The sequence below is a fragment of the Labrenzia sp. R5_0 genome (genome assembly GCF_017743835.1).
Taxonomy (GTDB): Bacteria; Pseudomonadota; Alphaproteobacteria; order Rhizobiales; family Stappiaceae; genus Roseibium; species Roseibium algicola.
The window spans coordinates 423,469-444,006 of record NZ_JAGHRK010000004.1 but is presented as its reverse complement, the minus strand read 5'-3'; the positions used below and the strand labels follow the sequence as shown (position 1 = coordinate 444,006).

The 20,538-nt window shown below is 59.8% G+C and carries 18 protein-coding genes; 11 read left to right on the top strand and 7 right to left on the bottom strand.

Annotated elements, in window-relative coordinates:
* The first annotated feature begins 84 nt into the window (after positions 1-84).
* Positions 85-1,260, top strand: coding sequence for a glycosyltransferase family 4 protein (locus tag J7447_RS21980; RefSeq protein WP_353653808.1), 1,176 nt, complete (start codon positions 85-87; stop codon positions 1,258-1,260).
* Positions 1,261-1,262: 2 nt separating this feature from the next.
* Here J7447_RS21980 and J7447_RS21975 read toward each other — a convergent pair whose 3' ends face one another.
* The 4 genes from J7447_RS21975 to J7447_RS21960 form a co-directional block, all read right to left on the bottom strand.
* Complete coding sequence (locus J7447_RS21975; RefSeq protein WP_023002706.1) at positions 1,263-3,227, bottom strand: methyl-accepting chemotaxis protein; 1,965 nt, start codon at positions 3,225-3,227, stop codon at positions 1,263-1,265.
* A 431-nt stretch (positions 3,228-3,658) separates the two neighbouring features.
* The gene (thpR, locus tag J7447_RS21970) at positions 3,659-4,195 is read right to left on the bottom strand and encodes an RNA 2',3'-cyclic phosphodiesterase (RefSeq protein WP_023002705.1); all 537 of its coding nucleotides are present in this window, start codon (positions 4,193-4,195) and stop codon (positions 3,659-3,661) included.
* A 200-nt stretch (positions 4,196-4,395) separates the two neighbouring features.
* Positions 4,396-5,448, bottom strand: coding sequence for an NADP(H)-dependent aldo-keto reductase (locus J7447_RS21965; protein ID WP_209170976.1), 1,053 nt, complete (start codon positions 5,446-5,448; stop codon positions 4,396-4,398).
* 78 nt (positions 5,449-5,526) lie between these two features.
* Positions 5,527-6,153 (bottom strand): arylesterase, encoded by a 627-nt coding sequence (locus J7447_RS21960; RefSeq protein WP_031270103.1) that lies wholly within the window; start codon positions 6,151-6,153, stop codon positions 5,527-5,529.
* 123 nt (positions 6,154-6,276) lie between these two features.
* On the opposite strand from J7447_RS21960, the gene J7447_RS21955 reads away from it, so the two are divergent.
* The 4 genes from J7447_RS21955 to J7447_RS21940 all read left to right on the top strand — a co-directional run bounded on the left by J7447_RS21955 (position 6,277) and on the right by J7447_RS21940 (position 11,634).
* A complete protein-coding gene (locus J7447_RS21955) occupies positions 6,277-6,987 on the top strand; it encodes an ABC transporter ATP-binding protein (RefSeq protein WP_023002702.1) in 711 nt (236 codons plus the stop codon).
* The gene (locus J7447_RS21950; protein ID WP_209170974.1) at positions 6,984-9,566 is read left to right on the top strand and encodes an ABC transporter permease; all 2,583 of its coding nucleotides are present in this window, start codon (positions 6,984-6,986) and stop codon (positions 9,564-9,566) included. Before J7447_RS21955 ends, J7447_RS21950 begins: the two co-directional genes overlap by 4 nt.
* A gap of 329 nt (positions 9,567-9,895) precedes the next feature.
* Positions 9,896-10,669 carry a hypothetical protein gene (locus tag J7447_RS21945; protein WP_023002699.1) on the top strand — a complete coding sequence of 258 codons (774 nt, stop codon included), beginning with the start codon at positions 9,896-9,898 and terminating at the stop codon, positions 10,667-10,669.
* A 182-nt stretch (positions 10,670-10,851) separates the two neighbouring features.
* Complete coding sequence (locus tag J7447_RS21940) at positions 10,852-11,634, top strand: Bax inhibitor-1/YccA family protein (RefSeq protein WP_023002698.1); 783 nt, start codon at positions 10,852-10,854, stop codon at positions 11,632-11,634.
* A gap of 315 nt (positions 11,635-11,949) precedes the next feature.
* Here the strand turns inward: J7447_RS21940 and J7447_RS21935 are convergent, their stop codons facing one another.
* The gene (locus J7447_RS21935) at positions 11,950-12,339 is read right to left on the bottom strand and encodes a DUF2794 domain-containing protein (protein WP_023002696.1); all 390 of its coding nucleotides are present in this window, start codon (positions 12,337-12,339) and stop codon (positions 11,950-11,952) included.
* 464 nt (positions 12,340-12,803) lie between these two features.
* The gene (locus J7447_RS21930; protein ID WP_023002694.1) at positions 12,804-14,201 is read right to left on the bottom strand and encodes a PLP-dependent aminotransferase family protein; all 1,398 of its coding nucleotides are present in this window, start codon (positions 14,199-14,201) and stop codon (positions 12,804-12,806) included.
* A gap of 127 nt (positions 14,202-14,328) precedes the next feature.
* Here J7447_RS21930 and dctP point away from each other — a divergent pair, with 127 nt between their 5' ends.
* From dctP to J7447_RS21905, 5 genes are all read left to right on the top strand, one after another.
* Entirely contained in the window at positions 14,329-15,360 is a 1,032-nt protein-coding gene (gene dctP / locus J7447_RS21925; protein ID WP_023002693.1) for a TRAP transporter substrate-binding protein DctP, read from the top strand.
* A gap of 83 nt (positions 15,361-15,443) precedes the next feature.
* Positions 15,444-15,950 carry a TRAP transporter small permease subunit gene (locus tag J7447_RS21920; RefSeq protein WP_208992231.1) on the top strand — a complete coding sequence of 169 codons (507 nt, stop codon included), beginning with the start codon at positions 15,444-15,446 and terminating at the stop codon, positions 15,948-15,950.
* Positions 15,947-17,260, top strand: a complete 1,314-nt coding sequence (locus J7447_RS21915; RefSeq protein WP_152505256.1) for a TRAP transporter large permease subunit — start codon at positions 15,947-15,949, stop codon at positions 17,258-17,260. Before J7447_RS21920 ends, J7447_RS21915 begins: the two co-directional genes overlap by 4 nt.
* Before the next feature lie 17 nt (positions 17,261-17,277).
* Positions 17,278-18,561, top strand: a complete 1,284-nt coding sequence (locus J7447_RS21910) for a hydroxymethylglutaryl-CoA reductase, degradative (protein ID WP_209170971.1) — start codon at positions 17,278-17,280, stop codon at positions 18,559-18,561.
* A gap of 148 nt (positions 18,562-18,709) precedes the next feature.
* Positions 18,710-19,246 (top strand): GNAT family N-acetyltransferase, encoded by a 537-nt coding sequence (locus J7447_RS21905; RefSeq protein ID WP_208984635.1) that lies wholly within the window; start codon positions 18,710-18,712, stop codon positions 19,244-19,246.
* Positions 19,247-19,262: 16 nt separating this feature from the next.
* On the opposite strand, the gene J7447_RS21900 is transcribed toward J7447_RS21905, so the two are convergent.
* Positions 19,263-19,829 (bottom strand): hypothetical protein, encoded by a 567-nt coding sequence (locus J7447_RS21900; protein ID WP_209170969.1) that lies wholly within the window; start codon positions 19,827-19,829, stop codon positions 19,263-19,265.
* 134 nt (positions 19,830-19,963) lie between these two features.
* On the opposite strand from J7447_RS21900, the gene ppa reads away from it, so the two are divergent.
* Entirely contained in the window at positions 19,964-20,503 is a 540-nt protein-coding gene (ppa, locus tag J7447_RS21895; protein WP_209170967.1) for an inorganic diphosphatase, read from the top strand.
* The last annotated feature ends 35 nt before the right edge of the window (positions 20,504-20,538 follow it).

The following is a 20,538-nucleotide window of genomic DNA, read 5'->3' as shown; positions in this document are numbered from 1 at the left end:
TAAGGCTCTCGTTCTGATAGATGTTTTCTGTTCATGCCATTTGGCACAGACGCCCCGCCTTGACCAGTTCACCGGAGATCCGATTTGGTTCATCTGCCTTCTGAGACCACGATTTTGCAAGTGATCCCGGATCTCAACTCCGGTGGTGCCGAGCGCACGACGCTGGACGTTGCCAAAGCGGTGGTGGAAGCCGGCGGAAAGGCTCTCGTTGCAAGCCAGGGCGGCCAGATGGTGCCGGAACTGGAAGCCCTTGGCGCGGAGCACATTGTCCTGCCCGTCAAGTCGAAGAACCCGGCAACCCTCTGGAAGAATGCAGCCAGGCTGGCGGACATCGTGACCACACGCAAGGTCAGCCTGCTTCACGCTCGCAGCCGGGCTCCGGCATGGTCGTGCCTTTGGGCCGCACGGCGCACCAGAACCCCTTTCGTGACCACCTACCACGGCACCTATAACCAGTCGAATGCACTGAAGAGCTGGTACAATTCGGTCATGGCGCGGGGGGATGCGGTGATTGCCAATTCGCATTTCATATGCGGGCTGATCGAAGACCGGCACCCGTTCGCAAAAGGCAAGATCACCGTCATCCAGCGCGGATCCGATCTGAAAGGCCTGCTACCCGACAATGTCAGCGCCCTGCGGCTGCAGGCATTGAAGGACCAGTGGGGCATCCCGACGGGACGGCCGATACTCCTCAACATGGCCCGGCTGACTGCCTGGAAGGGACAGCGCGTCGTGATCGAGGCGATGGCGCTTCTGCAAGACAGGCTGCCGTCCGACCCGATCGCCATTCTGGCGGGCGACGCCCAGGGTCGTGACGGATATCTGGCGGAGTTGAAAAAGCTGATTGCAGACAACGGCCTGCAGGACAAGGTCCGCATCGTCGGTCACTGCGCCGACGTTCCCGCCGCCATGGCATTGGCCGATATTGCGATTGTTGCTTCTGTCGAACCGGAAGCCTTCGGCCGGGCGGCAGTTGAAGCACAGGCCGCAAGGGTGCCTGTAATCGTCTCCAACCTCGGGGCGGTACCTGAAACCGTCCTTTCCCCGCCCGATGCGGCCGAAAGCGAACGCACCGGCTGGCGGGTGACACCGGGCGACCCTCAGGCTCTGGCGGATGCCATTGTCCGTGTGTTGGGCCAGGACGTGGACGAGAAAAACAAAATGGCGGACCGGGCTCTCGCCCATGTCCGCCAGAATTTCTCGGTCGAAACCATGTGCGCCCGCACGCTGGGTGTTTATGCCGGCCTGCTGGGCACCTGATCTCAGCCGGCGCGTACGCGTGCCAGGAAGCCGTCGACCTCGGCCTGAAGCGCCCGGGCATTGCTCGCAAGCGTGCCAGACGCCGCCTGCAGCTCTTCCGCCGCATGCCCAGACTGGGTGGCTGCTTCGCTGACGCTGCTGATGTTGCGGGTCACATCGCGTGTACCGGTGGAAGCTTCGTGCACATTGCGCGCGATCTCGGTGGTTGCCGCGCCCTGCTCTTCGACAGCCGCCGCGATCCCGCCGGCAATCTCATTGATCTCGAAGATCGTCTTGGTGATGCCGTCGATGGCAGAGACCGCGTCACGGGTCGCCGACTGGACACCGGAAATCTGCTGGGAGATTTCCTCGGTCGCCTTGGTCGTCTGGCTGGCCAGTTCCTTCACTTCCGACGCAACGACGGCAAATCCCTTGCCGGCCTCTCCCGCACGGGCCGCTTCGATTGTGGCATTGAGCGCCAGAAGATTGGTCTGCTCGGCGATATCGGAAATGAGCTTCACCACTTCACCGATGCGCGAGGCGGCTTCGGCGAGCCCCTGAACCTGGTCGTTGGTCTTCTTGGCTTCCGCCGTTGCCGTCGCAGCAACATTTGAAGACTGGGCGACCTGTCGGGAAATTTCCGAAACCGTCGACGACAGCTCTTCGGCTGCGGAGGCAACGGTCTGAACGTTGGCAGATGCCTGCTCGGCTGCCGCGGCAACGTTCGAAGATTGTTGCTGGGTCTGCTCGGCGGTGGCGCTCATGGAACTTGCGCTCGATTCCAGCTGGGACGACGAGGACGATACCGCCTGGACGATTTCACCAACGGAGCTTTCGAAACTGTCGGCAAGCTCCATCATCATCCGCTTCTGCTCGGCGGCGGTTCTTGCTGCCTGTTCCTTCTGCTCCGCTTCCAGTTCGCGGGTCCGGACGGCATTGGCGCGGAAAACTTCCACGGCGCGGGCCATGCTGCCGATCTCGCTCTTGCGGTCGGTGTACTGGACGTCGATGTCGATGGATCCGCCAGCGAGCGTTCCCATGGTTCCGGTAAGCGTTTTCACCGGCCTGGTAATGCTGCGGCCGATCAGCCAGCCAAGCCCGATGGACAGCACCAGCGCGATGGCGGAGACGGTCAGGAATGTTGTTTTGGAGAAGGCCTGGGCAGTGTCCAGCGTTTCCCCGGCGGCCAGCTTGCCCGCATAGGCAGCTTCAGACATCACCGCCCATTCCGGAGCGACCTGGGCGTAGATTGCCTCGATCTCGGCCAGGTCGGCAGCAATCTTCAGGGACAATTCGGCATAAGCCTGGAAGGAGGCCTGATAGGTATCCAGCAGCTTGCCGATTTCAGCCTGTTCGGCGTCGGGCAACCCGCTTTTCGGCAGCAGATCTGCGAATTCAGCCCGCCGTTCGCTGATCCTGCCGATATATTTCTCGTCACCGCGCAGCATGAAATCTTTTTCATGACGGCGCATCATCAGCATCTTGACGGTCAAGGCATCCAGATTGGCGGCATCCAGCTTGCTTTCCACGTCATGCACGGCAGTGCGAAGAGACCCCTGCAGCCCGGTGCTTTCATCAAGCCCCATTCGGGTAAGCTCACTGGTCAGAGCGTCGAACTTTGCCTTGTGCTGGTCAAGAACATCACGAAGCTTGGCGATGTTATCCTTGATGGAAGCCGATTGCGGCTTCGTATCGACATCGTTCAGGTTGCTCTGGGCTTTCTCGAACTCGGCCTTGTATTCCTCGACAAAGGCCAGGTCCTTGTTCAAAAGAAAGTCCTTCTGGCTGCGCTGCATGTTCTGGGCATGAGCCTGAACCTGCGACACCTTGAAGTCCATTTGCGAATATTCAGCCAGATTGTCGATTTCGTGCGACACGATTTGCTGGCTGTAAAGCGCCGTGCCAAGCAATACGCCAATGGCAACCACGGCGATTGCGGACAGCGCTCCGACACGCACCGCGATGGGCAGATCTGCAAAGAACTTCATAATGGTCTCGTTTTTTGGGGCAGCTCTTGTCGAGCCTTGCACAGTGCGCCCAGAAAACGCTCAAGCCATTAATTTTCCTTTACGCAACTTGAATACTGAGCCGACTAATCTTCTAAACCAGAGGTTTATACTTCTACCCACTCAATCATTCAGAGAATTCATTCAACTTATTATTTAGGCAAAACAGCCTTTTTCACTGCCCTGGAATTCCGGCCTGCCCAAAAACCGCACAGTTTCTCGCCCCCCTCCTGTCACTTTTGACCATCAAAAAAAGGAGCGCGGACGCCAGCGTGCGTCATTTTTTCGCGTCGGGTCGGTGCAATCTTTTTCAGGGTTTCAGCCAAAAACGACCCCAAACCGGCAAAGGCTTGGGTTCATTCTGCCGATACGCAAATCCTGTGGTCTCGCTGCACGCCATCAGAACGCGGGCGTCACGCGGCCAGCGGATAGGCCTCTTCCACCAGATAGGGACCGCCACCAACACTCGATTTCGCCGAGAACAGCACAAAACGTCCGGCAATGAAGGGCTGCGCCTGAAAGTTGCCGCGCTCGCTCAGCCACTTGGCCACGTCCTCGTTGGTCGAGGTCCTGCAACGGGCAAGGGTGACATGCGGAACATACTTGCGCCGCTCGGCCGGCAGATGCAGACGCTGGATGATGCGTTCCTGCTCCGCCTGCAATTCGGCAAGTTGAGCGGTCGGCTCAACCCGGGCCCAGACCGCATGCGGCTTGCCGTTGCCGAAAGAACCAAGTCCGTTGAGGCGGATTTCCACCGGATCCCTGCGGACACGATCAAGCGCGGCGGCGATCTCGTCGGCCGTACGGTCGTCGATGTCGCCAATGAAGCGCAAGGTGATGTGGTAGTTCTCCGGATCAATCCAGCGGGCGCCCCGAAGGCCTCCCCGGAGCATCGAAAGCATGAGTGCCGTCTGGGACGGAATCTCAAGGCCTGTAAATAGGCGCGGCATGGGTGTTCCCTCCGCTGTCGCTGATGAATCCCATGAGGAATCAACTTCATGAAAATCGCAAGACAAAAAGCTAAGTTTTTGAGCGCGTTCAAAAATTCAGCGCCGCACTCAAATGAAAACCGGGCTGGTTCATAACCAGCCCGGTCTCCGATCTGCAGATGATTCTCTAAAAAGATTTATCGATCAGGAAGTTACACCCGTTACGGCGCCGGATTGCCGAATTCCTGATGCAGCGCATCGATTTTCTCCAGAACATCGGCACTCAGCGTAACGTCCGCAGCTCCGATGTCGGTATCCAGCTGCTCAATGGTCGTCGCACCCAGGATGACCGATGTCATGAAAGACCGCGACATGGCAAAGGCAAGTGCCATCTGCGACGGATCAAGTCCCGCCTCCTGCGCCAGGTCCAGATAGGCATCGACCGCCTCGATGGCGCGCGGGTGCTCATAGCGCTGCAGGCGGTTGAACAGCGTCTTGCGGGCACCTGCCGGAAGGGCGCCATTGCGGTATTTGCCCGTCAGATATCCCTGGGCCAGTGCCGAATATCCCAGAAGACCGACATCTTCCCGGCGGGCAACTTCCGCAAGGCCGGTTTCGAAAGTACGGTTGACCAGGGAATAGGCGTTCTGGATCGAGACCACCCGCGGCACGTCATACATTTCGGACGCGGCGACGTAGCGCATCGTGCCCCAGGCACTTTCGTTGGAGACACCGACGTGACGGATTTTGCCGGCCTTGACCAGATCCCCAAGGATTTCCAGCGTCGACTGGATGCTGTTTTCGTCCGGAGCCGGTTCGACATCCGCCCAGCGCGTCGGGTTTGAACCGAAGCCGCCGACGTTCCGGTCCGGCCAGTGGATCTGGTAGAGGTCGATATAGTCTGTTTCCAGGTTCTTCAGGCTGCGGTCGACCGCAAATTCGATCTCTTCGCGAACCAGTTTCGCCTTCGCACCATTTTCACGGAACCAGTCCATGTCGGTCCGCCCGACCACCTTGGTGGCCATGACGATCTTGTCCCGCATGCCGGTTTTCTTGAACCACGTGCCGATGATGCGCTCGGTCCGGCCCTGGGTCTCTTTCTTCGGCGGGATCGGATAAAGTTCTGCCGCGTCAAAGAAATTGATGCCCTTTTCCACGGCGTGGTCCATCTGGGCGTGACCTTCCGCCTCGGAGTTCTGCTCCCCGAAGGTCATGGTACCGAGGCAAAGGGCGCTGACCTGTATATCCGTGCGGCCAAGACGGCGCTTTTCCATAAGACTATCCTTCAAATTTTGAAAACGGGGCGTCCCGGAAGCCGGATCGGCTTCCACCCCAGGTCCAGAGCAAAGCCCCTAGGATCGGGCTTTGGCCAAAAGCTCTTCCACTTTCGGCAGAATGTTTTCGACGATGACTTCCACCCCTTTGGCGTTGGGATGCATACCGTCGGAAAGGTTGAGATCGGGATTGAGGGCGGCACCCTCGAGGAAGAAGGGATAAAACAACGCATCGTGCGCCTTGGCAACATCGGAGTAGATCGGATCGAATGCCTCGGCATATTCCGGACCAAGATTGCGTGGAGCCAGCATGCCCGCGACAAGCACGGCAACGCCGCGTTCCGTCAGACGTCGGACGATTTCGTCGATGTTCTTGCGCGTCAGCTCCGGAGAGATCCCCCGCAACGCGTCGTTTGCCCCAAGCTCCACGATGACGGCACTGGTGTCCGGTCCCACCGACCAGTCCAGCCGCGACAGCCCGCCGCTTGACGTGTCGCCAGACACGCCGGCATTGACGACCTCGACCGATTGCCCCTTCGCATCAAGCGCTTTCTGGAGCTGATCCGTGAAGCCCTCTCCTGCCGACAGCTGATAGCCGGCGGACAGACTGTCGCCCAGCACCACCAGTTTCAGATCGGCCGACTGAGCGGCCATTGGCAGGAAAGACAGGATGATTATCGTCAGGCAGGCAATAAACCGGTTCACGTGAACACTCTTTTGGGACTGGAAGACGCTCTTCAACAGGCCCATATGGTCGCAGAGCGTCCAATTGTCGAGGGCTTGTGACTGTCAGGAAGACGATCACACGCCCATTGTAAAGGCCAGAGAATGACAAATTCGCCCGCGATCGCCCTGAAAGACGTCCACCTGACCCTCGGCGAAGGCGCCGGGCGGGTGCATATCCTGAAGGGGATCGACCTTCAGATCGAGAAGGGGGCCTCCGTCGGCCTTGTCGGCCCGTCAGGGTCCGGAAAATCGACATTGCTGATGGTCATGGCGGGGCTGGAACGCGCCGATGAAGGCTCGGTCAACGTGGCCGGATCCGAACTCGGCCCCCTGTCTGAAGACCAGCTGGCCCGGTTTCGCGGCCGCAATGTCGGTATCATTTTCCAGTCGTTTCACCTCGTGCCCAACATGACCGCCTTGGAAAACGTGGCCGTGCCGCTGGAACTTGCTGGGGATACCGCCGCCTTCGACAAGGCCAAGGCGGAACTGGATGCCGTCGGGCTCGGTCACCGCATGCACCACTACCCGGCGCAACTGTCCGGCGGCGAACAGCAGCGTGTCGCCGTGGCAAGGGCGCTGGTCGTCGAACCCGCGATCCTGATCGCAGACGAACCGACAGGCAACCTCGATGAAAGCACCGGTGCACAGATTGTCGACCTGATGTTCACCGCCCAGAAGAACCGGGGCACGACGCTGGTTCTGGTCACCCACGACCCGAGCCTTGCCGCCCGCTGCGACCGCATGATCCGCGTGCGCTCCGGAGAAATCGAAGAAGAAACGTCTGACCGCGCCCGCCGCGAGGTGTCTGCATGAGCGCGTTTGTCCCGGGCAGCACACCGGCAAACCACCAGACGATGCGCCTTGCTGCCCGGTTCGCCTTTCGTGAACTGCGCGGCGGCCTCAAGGGCTTTTACATTTTCATTGCCTGTATCGCGCTCGGCGTAGCGGCAATCGCAGGCGTCACGTCTGTCTCACGGGCTCTTACAGAAGGAATTTCGCGCGAAGGTCAGTCCATCCTGGGCGGTGATCTCGATTTTTCCTTGATCCACCGGCAGGCCGACGCCGATCAACTTGCCTATCTGAACGGCCTTGGTGACCTGTCCCGCGTTGCGACCACGCGGGCAATGGCAAGAAGACCGGAGACCGGCGATCAGGCATTGGTAGAGCTGAAAGCCGTCGACGGTCCCTATCCCCTTTACGGCACATTTGAACTTGCCTCCGGCGAGGCCCTGGAAACGGCCCTGGCCCGGAAAGACGGGACCTGGGGCGCCGTTGTGGACCCTTCCCTGCTGGCGCGGCTTGGTGCGAATGTTGGCGATAAGCTGTCCCTAGGGCGAGCCACCATCCGAATTGCCGACACCATTGCCAATGAACCGGACAAACTGGCCGGGGGCATGGAATTCGGTCCGCGCCTTCTGATTTCCGATGCCGCCCTGCCTGAAACCGGCCTGATCCAGCCCGGCAGCCTGGTCCGCTGGCATTACCGCGTTCGAATGGCCCCGGCTCCCAATCTGGAAGCAATGGAAGGGATCGTCGAGGAGGCCAAATCCGCCCAGCCGGACGCGGGATGGCGTATCCGCTCCCGCGCCAATGCATCCCCGGGCCTTCAACGCAGCATTGATCGCTTCGCACAATTCCTGACACTGGTCGGCCTCACCGCGCTGGTGGTTGGGGGTGTTGGCGTGGCCAATGCCATCCGCGCCTATCTGGAAACCAAGCGCGAGGTTATCGCCAGCTTCAAGTGCCTGGGCTCGACGGGCGGGTTCGTCTTCAAGATCTATCTGGTTCAGATGCTGGTGCTTGCGCTGCTCGGCATCGTCGTCGGCCTCGTGCTGGGTGCCCTGATCCCCTTTGCCGCAGCTGCCGCACTGGCGCCGGTTCTGCCGGTCAAGCTCGCGGCCAGCATCTATCCGACCGAGCTTGCCCTTGGCCTCGTCTACGGCCTCCTGACCGCTCTTGCCTTTGCAATCTGGCCGTTGGGGCGGGCTCATGACGTACCGCCGACGGCCCTTTTCCGGGATATCGTAACCGGTGGTGCCAAGCTGCCGCGCAAACGCTATCTGTTTGCCACCGCGGCAACAGTGCTTGCCCTTGCCGCCATCGCCATTCTGCTTGCCCACGACCAGCGCATGGCCGGCACCTACATCGCCGCATCCGCCGGTGCGTTCGTTTTGCTGGTGCTGGTCGCACGCGGGATCATGGCCATAGCCAGGCGCCTGCCCAGTGTCCGCTCGACCGAGCTCAGGCTGGCGATTGCAAACATTCACCGTCCCGGAGCGCTGACCCCGTCAGTCGTGTTGTCGCTGGGACTTGGCCTGTCGCTGCTGGTCGCGCTTGCCCTCATCGACGGAAACCTGCGGCGCGAGCTGACCGCAACCATTGCCGACAAGGCTCCGAGCTTCTTCTTCATCGATATCCAGAGCCATGAACGCGATGCCTTCGAGGCCTTGCTGAATGCTGAAGCATCCGACGCCAACCTGCAAAGCGTCCCGATGCTGCGCGGGCGCATTGTCTCGCTGAACGGTATTGCAGCCGACAAGTTCGTCCCCGCCCAGGAAGGCTCTGGCTGGGTGCTGCGCGGTGACCGCGGCATTACCTATGACGCAAGCTTGCCCAAGAACTCGAAGCTGGAAGAAGGCTCCTGGTGGCCGGAGGACTACACAGGCATTCCTCTGGTGTCCTTCGATGAAGAGGCCGCCACCGATCTCGGCCTCAAGATCGGAGACCGGATCACGGTCAATGTGCTCGGCAGGGAAATCACGGCGGAAATTGCCAACACGCGTACGGTGGAATGGCAGTCCCTTGCGATTAATTTCGTAATGGTGTTTTCGCCGAACACTTTTGCCGGTGCCCCGCATGCCCATCTGATGACCCTTGGCTGGGACGATGACGTACCGGAAGAGACGGAACTTGCCTTGTTGAAGACTGTCTCGAACGCCTTTCCGACAGTGACGGCAATCCGGGTGAAGGACGCGATCTCTCAGGTTAACGATCTGGTGGCACAGCTCGCCTGGGCCATCCGCGGCGCAAGCTCGATCACGCTGATCGCCAGTGTTCTGGTTCTGGCAGGTGCACTTGCCGCCGGTCATCGCAGCCGGATCTACGATGCGGTCATTCTGAAAACCATTGGTGCGACACGGGCCCGCCTGATCTTCGCCTATGCACTCGAATACGCCATTCTGGGCCTTGCAACGGCGGTGTTCGCCCTGCTGGCCGGAGGGGTCGCCGCCTGGTACGTGATAACGCAGATCATGGACGGGTCGTTCGTTATGATGCCGGTGACCGCAGCAGGTGCCGCGCTGGTCGCGCTGGTGCTGACGGTGGGTTTCGGCCTCATCGGCACATGGCGCGTGCTGGGTGAAAAGCCCGCACCTGTCCTGCGAAATCTCTAGCGCAAAATGCGGTCAGCTGCTGTAGCGGCCAACGTGCACACAGGAAATAGCGGATCAAAGGACGTTTGCCGGCTTCGGTCGCACTTCCTTTGATCAGCAAGGCTATTTCCGGTGAACCGGTAGACTTCCGAAAACAAGATCGAACGAATTCTTGACGAGCGCTGATCTATTTCGATCCGGCGCCCACAGCTCTTGGCAAACTTCGTTCAGGAAAAAATCCTGAAGTACAACCAAATCGCGACAAACTTCAGCTCCACACAACTTGCATACTGAATTGATCTTGGCTATCCGGTTCAGCTCCGGGCAGTTTGTTAAGAAGGGGCCATTCCATGTTCAAGTTTCTCCCGAAAATTCGTTTGAAGACCATTGCCGGGGCCGCAGCCCTGTCCGCAGTTGCCGCTATGGCTTTCGCCCCTGCCGCGTCGGCGGAAAGCCCGTTTCATACCGGGGTCTGGCAATTGAACACGCCGGAAGGCCCGCGCGGTCTCGTCGTCAGTGACTGGCTGGTCTTCGAAAACGGTTTGCCGAAGCGCTGGCTCTATCGCCGGGCCGGCACCAACGACGCCAACCAGTTCGATTTCTTCACCCGTTCGATGAATGATTCCGGCTATACGCCGGTCGGCATCCGGGTGTACCGGACCGGCGACAATGCGATGAAATACACGCTGGCGCCCAAGGGCGAGGATCCGATCGAGGTTTCCGCCGTCCGTCTTTCCATCCCGAATTTCGAGAACTCCTGCCTTTCCGTCGAGAAAAAAGGCAAGCGCTTCTACGGTAACTGGGTCGGCACTGAAGGCTCCAAGCTGAAGAAACTGAACGTGTCGAAAAACCGGCTGACCATCGACGGCGAAGCGCGCAAGGTATCGATTGCGGAAGTCCGCGTCGGCCGCATGGGCATCACCGAAAATGGCAAGCCGATCGCTTTCCTCACCGATGCCGGCGGCGACTATGCGGTTCTGCAGTGGTTCAAACCCGGTGTGACTGTCGAGCAGATGCAGGATCCGGAAAAGGAAATCCTCGATTTCGCGTCGGAAGAAATCGTTCGCAACCCCGGCGGCACCTGCGACCGGCAGATCGAATCCCGACTGAAAGCCATGAAATAATACGACTGAATCTGAGCCTGTTTTTAAGGATAGGTTCAAATAATACGTCCTGAGCGCAAAGATTACGAATTTTTCATCGAATTCGACTTGTGCTCGGGATAGGCTTTTCCCATATGTTGAGGGAGTTGTGTTGCATGCGCGATTGCATGCGCACGTCTATCTAGAAGGGGATTTTTACGACCATGTCGACCTATGACCGTCAATCTCAAGGCGCGTATACCGTCGCCGGCGCACGCGCCGAGGCCGGCATCGATCAGGGCCTGCGCTCCTACATGCTGGGCGTCTATAATTACATGACCATCGGCCTTGCGCTGACCGGCTTTCTTGCGCTGGCAACGGTCATGCTTGCAACTACCACCGATCCGAACTCTGCTGTCGCCAGCCTTGGCAACGGCCGCATGCTCACCCAGCTGGGTGTTGCCATCTACGGCAGCCCGCTGAAATGGGTTGTCATGCTCGCACCGCTCGGAATGGTGTTCTGGCTGTCCTTCCGCATTCAGTCCATGAGTGCCGGCGCAGCGCGGACCCTTTTCCTGGTCTACGCATCCGTAATGGGTATCTCCCTGTCCTCGATCTTCCTGGTCTACACCCCGGGCTCGATCGCTCAGGTCTTCTTCATCACCGCCGGTACCTTCGGTGCGCTGAGCCTGTTCGGCTACACCACGAAGAAGGACCTCTCCGGCTGGGGCTCGTTCCTGTTCATCGGCCTGATCGGTATCGTGATCGCGTCGCTGGTCAACATCTTCATGGCATCTTCCGCCCTGCAGTTCGCCATCTCCGTGATCGGTGTTCTGGTGTTCGCCGGCCTGACCGCCTACGACACCCAGCAGATCAAGGAAATGTACTACGAAGGCGACAGCGGTGAAGTCGCTACGAAGAAGTCCGTCATGGGCGCGCTGCGTCTGTACCTCGACTTCATCAACCTGTTCATCATGCTGCTGCAGCTGTTCGGCAACCGCGACTAAGCGCAGCCAAACTGAACAAACGGAAAAGCCCGGCCTTGTGCCGGGCTTTTTTGTGGCCGAACGACTGTCCGACACATCGCACGCCGACACTTGCGCCAATGGGCGTCAACGCAAGCCTTGCGCAAATCAATGGAATGAAGCGGCAGAACACTGCGCTGCCAGGCTTGGCCGAACCAATCGTCTGGTCCGCGGCCAGCGGGTAACCGACCAGCATCAGCCGGTCATTGATGCGACTATCAAGGAAATGCCTGTGACCGGATCAACGCAGGGGAAATGAACCTCACCCGGTCATCAGCTAACTGACCGAATGCCTGGTCAGGCGTCGACCACCCGAAGATGTTTTTTCTTCTCCAGAACCCTCAGCACCTGCGCCAGATCGTGGCCACGCTTCAGGATCATGCCCCCGGTCGCCACGACCGAATAAGCGCCCTGGCGGCGGGCCAGCTTCGGGTCCTTCTCGATCCTGTAAAGCGGCATTTCGGAAGATCTGCGAAACACGGAGAAGATTGCCCGGTCCTTCAGGAGGTCGATGGCATAGTCTCGCCACTCGCCGTCGGCGACCATGCGCCCGTAGAGCCTCAGAATGACATCGAGTTCGCGCCTGTTGAATGCAACAATGGGTTTGGGAGGGGGAGCCGGTTGATGTTGTGGCGACGGGCTTGCACCCGCACCACGCTGAAACGCGCTGTCGTCGGCTTCGCTCATTCCGCCTCCATTCCGTTCGCGGTTTCGCTGCTGACAGGTAACCGACAAGAGAATCGTCGGGAGACGCCTGTCACCTGGCTGTCATGATGCGTCTTCTTTAGCCATTCTGGCAAGCCCGCAACGTCATATTGACAGACAGAGGTCCGAAACCAGAGTAATTTTGCCAATAAGTTTTACGGGAAGAAGTGCAAAAACGAACGCAACGGCACTTTGCCAAGAAAGAATGCATAAATTTCCTTGATTTTGCCGCATTCCAGCCCTTGGCCAGCCATTTTAGACACCCATATTAGGATCATACCCTGATGGGTATGGCCCGTAGAAGCCGCGGAATGCATTAGCCCCCCAGCCCCCCGGGGTTTTTACTGGCCAACCAGATTTAGTGAGTCAAACATCAGGGCAACTGAAGGGCCGGCATTATGCCGGCCCTTTTCATTTGTGGACCTGCCTGTTCTTCTGCTTTCAAACTACTTCAGAAAATCCCTGAGGAACGACAGGAACCGCGCATCGGTTCCATAGGCGACATTGACCCGCATTGCCGGCTTCTGCCGGGTCTCGCGGTTCGGATAAAAGACGGCGCCCGGCGCAATGAAGATGCTTTGCTTGCTGGCAGCGGCGCACAGTTCCCTTTCATCCACATCATCGGGAAACTCCACCCAGAGATAGAACCCGGGTATGGAGCACTCACGCACAGACAACCCGATCGCCTCCAGCGTCCCGAAGGATGCCTTGTAGGCGTCTTCCACCCGGCTCCTGAGACGCCGCAGATGTCTCAGATAATGGCCGGCCTGCATCAGATTGAACACAAAGCGTTCGACGTGGTCGGATGAATTGACCACCGTCAGCATCTTGATATCGGCAAGTTGGCGGATGATGTCCGGATTTCCAGCCACGTAACCGCATCTGAGACTGGCCGACAGCGTCTTGGAAAAGGTGCCGAGATAAAGCACCCGCTCCAGCTGGTCCAGCGCTGCCAGCCTTGGCAGCGTGGCCGGAAGAATGTCGGCAAGCGCATCGTTTTCAACGAGGAGAAACCCCCAGCGCTCGGCAAGCTGCATCAACCCGAATGACCGCGAAGGTGACAGGGAACCGCCGGTCGGATTGTGGCCATGGGACTGGGTGACGAACATCTTCGGCCGGTAAAGAGCGAGTTTGGCGGTCAGGTCTTCCAGGTCCGGACCGTCCCTGTCCCGCCGGATACCGACAATCTGCACCTTGGCGAAGGTCAGCTTGGAAAAGAGCGGATAATAGCCCGGCTCATCGACAAAAACCGTATCGCCAGGCTCCGTCAGATGCCGGATGATCAGATCCAGTCCATGGTTGACGCCATGGGTCAAAAGAAGCCCTTGCGGATCGGCCGGGATCGACCGCTCCAGCAATTGCATCCGCAGCCGGTCCCTCAGCGGGCCATATCCCCACGAACTGCCGTAGCCGAATTCGATCGCTTCGGGAAAGGGCGTCTTGGCGTTAGCGAAATGGCGGCGCAGCTCCGCCCCCTCCATCCACGACGGCGGCGGGCGCCCATCTCCCGGACGCACTTCATAATGCTGTTCCAGCTGCTCCCGCAGCAACGACATGCCGTCGACAGCAGCCGTGACATGTGGCGCTGGCGGGGTCTTGGAAGCCGGTCCGACCTGTGACATGTAGTATCCGGAGCCGGCCCGCGCTTCCAGTAGCCCTCGGGCGACCAGCCGGTCGTAAGCTTCCGCCATCGTGTTTTTCGAAACGCCGTTCTCCCGCGCGGCCTGACGAATGGAAGGCAACCGCTCAAACGTCTTGTACGCCCCTGCCTCCAGCATCAGCGCGACTTTCTCGACGATCTGATCGACGCGAGACAGTTTCCGACCGCTACCCGTAACCCTCATTGTCCCTCAAAATTTACTGGGACAGTGCTGCCCATAAATCCGACAACTGTCCCTTGATTGTCCCAATCATTTTTATGACAGTTTGCCCCATTACGCCAGCAAATGGCAATTTCCTTGGGAGGGAAAAATGACCAAAGTAAGTAGACGCAGCCTTCTTGCAGGTGCAGCCGTTGGCGGCACCGCCCTCGCAGCACCGATTGCGGCCAAGGCACAGGATGCGGTTGAGTGGCGCATGCAGGCTCTCTGGGACGCCGGCACCACACCTTTCGAATTCGAGAAGAAGTTTGTCGAGCGCGTCAGCGAACTGACCGACGGCAACTTCAAGATCACGCTGTTCTCCGCCGGCCAGCTCGTGCCTGCCAACCAGGCATTCGATGCCGTTCGCGCCGGCGCCTTCCAGCTGATGAAGACCTTCGACGGCTACGAAGCCGGCAAGATCCCGGCATTTGCCTTCACGTCCACCATCCCGTTCGGCTTCCCCGAGTCCGACCAGTATGAAGCCTGGTTCTACGAAAAGGGTGGTCTGGATCTCGCCCGCGAAGCCTATGCAAGGGCCGGTCTCTTCTACATTGCCCCCACCGTCTATGGCGAAGAGCCGATCCACTCGACCGTCAAGATGGAAACCATCGCCGACATGGCCGGCAAGAAAGGCCGCTTTGTCGGGCTCGCTTCCGCTGTCATGGCCGACCAGGGCGTTTCCGTGACCCCGCTGCCGACGGCGGAAGTCTATACAGCGCTTGAAAAAGGCCTGATCGATTTTGCCGACCGCGGCGATCTCACCGCCAACTACGAAGCAGGCCTTGGCGAAGTCGCCAAGTTCATCATCCTGCCGGGCGTGCACCAGCCGACCACCGCCACCAGCTATGTCGCCAACCAGGGCGCCTATGACGCGCTGCCGGACGACTACAAGGCAGCGCTTGCCGTTGCGGCTCGGGAGATCTCCGGATCGCTGCGCCAGCACATCATGGTGCAGAATGTCGATGTCCTGAAGAAATACGGCGAACAAGGCGTCGAGATCATCCAGCTCGACCCGGCCGATGTCGCGGCCAACCGGTCCAAGGCTGTCGAGTCCTGGAAAAAGGCTACCAAGGAAGACGATCTGGCGAATCGCGTGCTCGCGAGCCAGATTGAGTTCATGACAGCCCTCGGGCTGATCTGACCCTTCCTCCCACCGGACGGTAGACGGCACCTCCCTGCCGTCTACCGTCCGGTCGTCCTTTCGATCGGCAAATGCTCAGCTTCATGAAATCCGTCAGTTCCATCGTCACCGGCGTCAACCGGTTGTTCTTCCTCCTTGCGGCGGCGCTCATCTTCGCGGTGGTGCCGATCCTGCTTTTCGAAGTGGTCGCAAGATACCTGTTCGATGCGCCGACGGTGTGGGCCATGGAAGCCAGCACGTTGATCTTCGGCCCGCATTTCATGCTGGCCGGACCTTACCTTCTGCACCTGAAGGGCCACGTCGCCGTCGACATCTTCAGCGAAAAACTGACGGGATTGCCAAAAGTGGTTCTCGACGTGTTCTCCTATGCCGTCATTGCGGTGTTTGCAGGCGTTTTTGCCTGGGTCAGCTGGCCGCTTGCAATCAACGCCTACTCCCTCGGCGAAACCAGCTTTTCCGCCTGGAACCCACCCGTCTGGTGGCTGAAATTCGTCGTGCCGCTGTCCTTTGCGCTCCTGTTTTTGCAGGCCCTTGTTGAAGCCTACAACGCAACGCGCCCGGCGCAGGAACAGACGGGAGCAAGCGCATGAGCTCCGAATTCGTTCTTGCCATCATGTTCGCCAGCCTGGTGGGTCTGCTGCTCACCGGCCTGCCGCTTGCCTTCACGCTTGGCGCACTTGCGCTCGTTTTCACGCTAACGCTGTGGGGCCCCGCCGCCCTCTCCGTTACCGTCCTCAACCTCTACTCCACCATGACGTCGGAATCGCTCCTCGCGATCCCGCTTTATGTGATGATGGCCAGTATCCTTCAGCGTTCCGGCGTCATCGAAAGCCTTTACCGGGCCATGGAGCTCTGGTCGCGGCGGTTACCGGGTGGCCTTGCGGTGGGCACCATCGCCATCTGCACGATCATCGCCGCCATGACGGGCATCGTCGGTGCCGCGGTTGCCGCCATGGGCATGCTGGCCCTGCCCTCCATGCTGAAGCGCAAATATAGTCCGGAGCTCGCGATCGGGACGATCTGCGCCGGCGGAACGCTCGGCATCCTGATCCCGCCCTCGGTGATCACCATCGTCTATGCCGTGACCGCACAGGCCTCTATCGGCCAGATGTTCATCGCCGGCGTGGTGCCGGGCCTGCTGCTCGCCTCGCTCTATATCGGCTATATCGTTCTGCGGTCCGCGCTCAACCCGTCCATCGCCCCGCGTCCGGACAACGACGCCCCGGCCAGCTGGGAAGAGCGCATTGCCTCGCTGAAATCCCTCATCCTGCCGCTGCTGATCATCGTCGGCGTCCTGGGCACGATCTACATGGGTATCGCAACACCCACGGAAGCAGCCGCCGTCGGCGTCTTCCTGGCGTTCCTGTCTTCGCTCATCGAGCGCCGGTTCGGTTGGGAGCTCATATCCGGCGTTGCCCTCGACGTGGTCAAGGTGACGGCCATGATCCTCTGGATCACCATCGGTGCGCGGGCCTTCGTCGCGATCTTCACCGGCACCGGCGGCGCGGACTTCCTCCTGTCCTTCATTCAGGATCTCGATGCCAACCGCTGGATCGTTCTCGCCATCATGCTGGGCATTCTGTTCTTCCTCGGCATGTTCCTGGACGAAATGGGCATCATCCTCTTGTGCGTGCCAGTTTTCCTGCCGGTGATCGACTTCCTCGAGTTCGACCGGCTCTGGTTCGGCATCCTGTTCCTCGTTTCGGCGCAGATGGCCTACATCTCCCCGCCCTTCGGCTACACGCTCTTCTACATGAAGGGCGTCCTGCCCGCCGGCATCGGCATGGGCACGGTCTACCGTGCCATCGTTCCCTTCATCCTGCTGCAAGCCATCGGTATCTTCATCTGCGCCCTGTTTCCGGAGCTGGTGTTGTGGCTGCCGCAATCCATGATCAATTGACAGACAGGTTTCCCCCGATGAGTGACGTCACTTCGTCCCGTATTGAAGGTTTTCACAAGCTGGACCCGGCCGGCCGGCTCCAGGCGGTCCAGCGCCAGGCGAATCTCGACAACAAGTCCGTCTCCGACCTTGTGGAAGCGGCATCCGGAAACATCGAACTGGCCGACCGCCTTGTCGAAAACGCCATTTCTTCCATGTCCATTCCTGTCGGCATCGCGACCAACATGACCGTGGACGGACGGGACGTTCTGGTGCCGATGGCCAGCGAGGAATCCTCCGTCATCGCCGCCGTGTGCAACTCGGCCAAGCGCTGCCGGCCGACCGGTGGCTTCAAGACCTCCACAAGCGGCCCGCTGATGGCAGCCCAGATCCAGCTTCTGGGCGCCAGCGACCCTGAAAACGTCCGCCTGCAGGTTTTTGAACGCATCGACGACATCCGCACCATCTGCGAAGAGATCGATCCGCTTCTGGTGAAGCTCGGCGGCGGTTTCCGTGACCTCGACATAAGGGTCATCGACACTGCCGAAGGACCGATGACCATCGTTCACATCATCGTCGACACGCGCGACGCGATGGGCGCCAACGCCGTCAACAGCATGGCCGAGGCCCTTGCACCCAAGCTGGAGGAATGGACCGGCGCCCGCAGTCTCCTGCGGATCCTGACCAACCTCGCCGACCGCCGCGTGGCACGCGTGCGGGCTGTCTGGCCACTGGAGGAAATCGGAGGCGAAAAGGTTCGGGACAACATGCTGTCGGCCTATCACTTTGCCGATGCCGACCCTTATCGGGCAGCCACCCATAACAAGGGCATCATGAACGGCATCAGCGCGGTGGTTCTGGCAACCGGCAACGATACCAGAGCCGTGGAGGCAGGTGCCCATGCCTTCGCGTCGAAAGACGGCCGCTACCGCTCGATGTCCCGCTGGGAAAAGGACGGCGACGGCAATCTTGTCGGCATCCTGGAACTGCCGATGGCTGTCGGACTGGTCGGTGGCGCAACCAAGATCCACCCCACCGCGCAGGCCAACCTGAAAATTCTCGGCGTGACCACGGCAGACGAACTGGCCCGGATCATCGTTGCCGTCGGCCTGGCGCAGAATTTCGGCGCATTGCGCGCGCTTGCCACCACCGGCATCCAGAAAGGCCACATGGCCCTGCACGCCCAGAACGTTGCCCTGATGGTGGGCGCGACCGGCGAGGAAATCGACCTGGTGGCCAACGAGCTGAAATCGCTTGGCAAGGTGCGGCAGGATCTGGCCGAGGAAATTCTCGCCCGGCTGCGGCAGGGCGCCAACGCCTGAGGCCTTTTGACAAGGTTCGACCGGAGGGGTCTCGGCACTATTACCGTGTTGCCCCTCCGGCCGATCAACTCCCGGATGCCGAAGGCAATGAAATCGGCATAATTGGCGTTTCTACGACGCGATTGCCTCTTTTCCGTCGGATTGCTTGTTGTATCTTTCTAAAAGCATGACAACCGACCTGATAGATCTGCGCGCGGCCCGGACCGCCGATTGTGAGGCACTCGCCGGCATCCATAGCGAAGCCTGGCTGGGCGCCTATCGCGGCGTCTTGCACGGTGTCGATCTTCAGAAGATGATTTCGCGCCGAGGCAGCAGCTGGTGGCGCGGTGCCCTTGCGAGGGGCGTCGACATCAAGATCCTCAGCATCGCCGAAATTCCCGCCGGTTACGCGACCTATGGGCCGTGCCGACTGCGGGATACCGGCATGGATGGCGAAATCTACGAGCTTTACCTGAAGCCGGAATATCAGGGCCTCGGGTTCGGCCGGGCCCTTTTCCAGAATGTGCGGGAAACGCTGTCGGCGAAGAGCATGCCCGGTGTCGCGGTGCAGGTCCTGAGCGCCAACGAGCCCGCGCGCGCTTTCTACAAGGCAGTCGGTGGCAAGCTTGCGGCAAAGTCCTGGTACAGGATCGGCGGCCGCAGGCTGGAGCTCAGCATCTACGCCTGGCCGCAAATCAGCACCTGAGCCACAGGGCACTTGCCTAGTAGAGAATTCCGGGATTACCGATGATCTGCGGCGGCTGCGTGCAATCGAAAGAACCGGCCATGGTATCAGCGGCCTGGCGCGCCAAATCGTTGGCGTTCTTGTTGGCCTGGGCATCGATCCGGGCAATCTGACAGGTACCGCCGCCGGGCTGCAATTGGGTCACGATCAGCACGCTGCCGGTCTTGGCCCCCTCATCGAGGCTCGGAAACCAGCGCAGGATGGTCGCAAACGGAACACCGCCCCTGAGGCGCCATTCCAGCGTTTCGTTGACCGTGTTGAAATTGGGCAGGGTCTGGCCTGCCGCAGGCTCGTTGGCGGCGTCGGGACCGAAGGAGACGAACATGCGCAGGTCGCCCTCGGCAACATAGACACCCTCTCCCTTGTAGCCGGGGCACTGCCAGGCACCGCCGAAGGTGCCTTCTTCCTCGTCCCCGGCCTCGATCAGCGGGCAGCTGTCCAGCAGGATCTTGGTATAGGCGCTGTCGACCGACGCCGCCCCTGCAGCCTGCAGAGACACAAGCAATCCGCCGAGCATCAAAAGGGAAACAGTAAGCCGTTTCATAAATCTATCTCCTCCAGAGCCTGCCGCGCGAATAGACGCATGTTAATCAATTAGGTGCAATGCAAAAATAAAGGACTTGAACTTCTTCGGCGGGATTGCGATAGACGCAGCAACGAATAACAGGAGTTTCCTAAATGCGTATCGACGCTGTGCCGATTGGCAAGAATCCGCCGGAAGACATCAACGTCATTATCGAGGTCTCCGTTGGCGGCGAGCCGATCAAATACGAGATGGATAAAGAAGCCGGTGCGATGTACGTCGACCGCTTCCTGTACACTCCGATGCGGTACCCGGGCAACTACGGCTTCGTTCCCCACACCCTGTGCGGCGATGGCGACCCGATCGACGTGATCGTGGTCAATCAGCGCCCGATCGTTCCGGGCGCCATCATGAGCTGCCGTCCGATCGGCGTACTGCTGATGGAAGACGAATCCGGCCAGGACGAAAAGATCCTCGCGGTTCCGTCCCGCAAGCTCAGCAAGCGCTACGACAACATCAACGACGTGACCGACCTTCCGGAAATCACCGTTGCCCAGGTGAAGCATTTCTTTGAACACTACAAGGATCTGGAGCCGGGCAAGTGGGTGAAGATCACCGGTGTTGAAGGTGTCGAATCCGCAAAGCGGCTGATCGTTGAATCGATCGCACGCGCCCAGAAGGAAGCCGCTGAATAAGCGCTTCCAAACGGACGAAAACAAAAAGGCCTCCC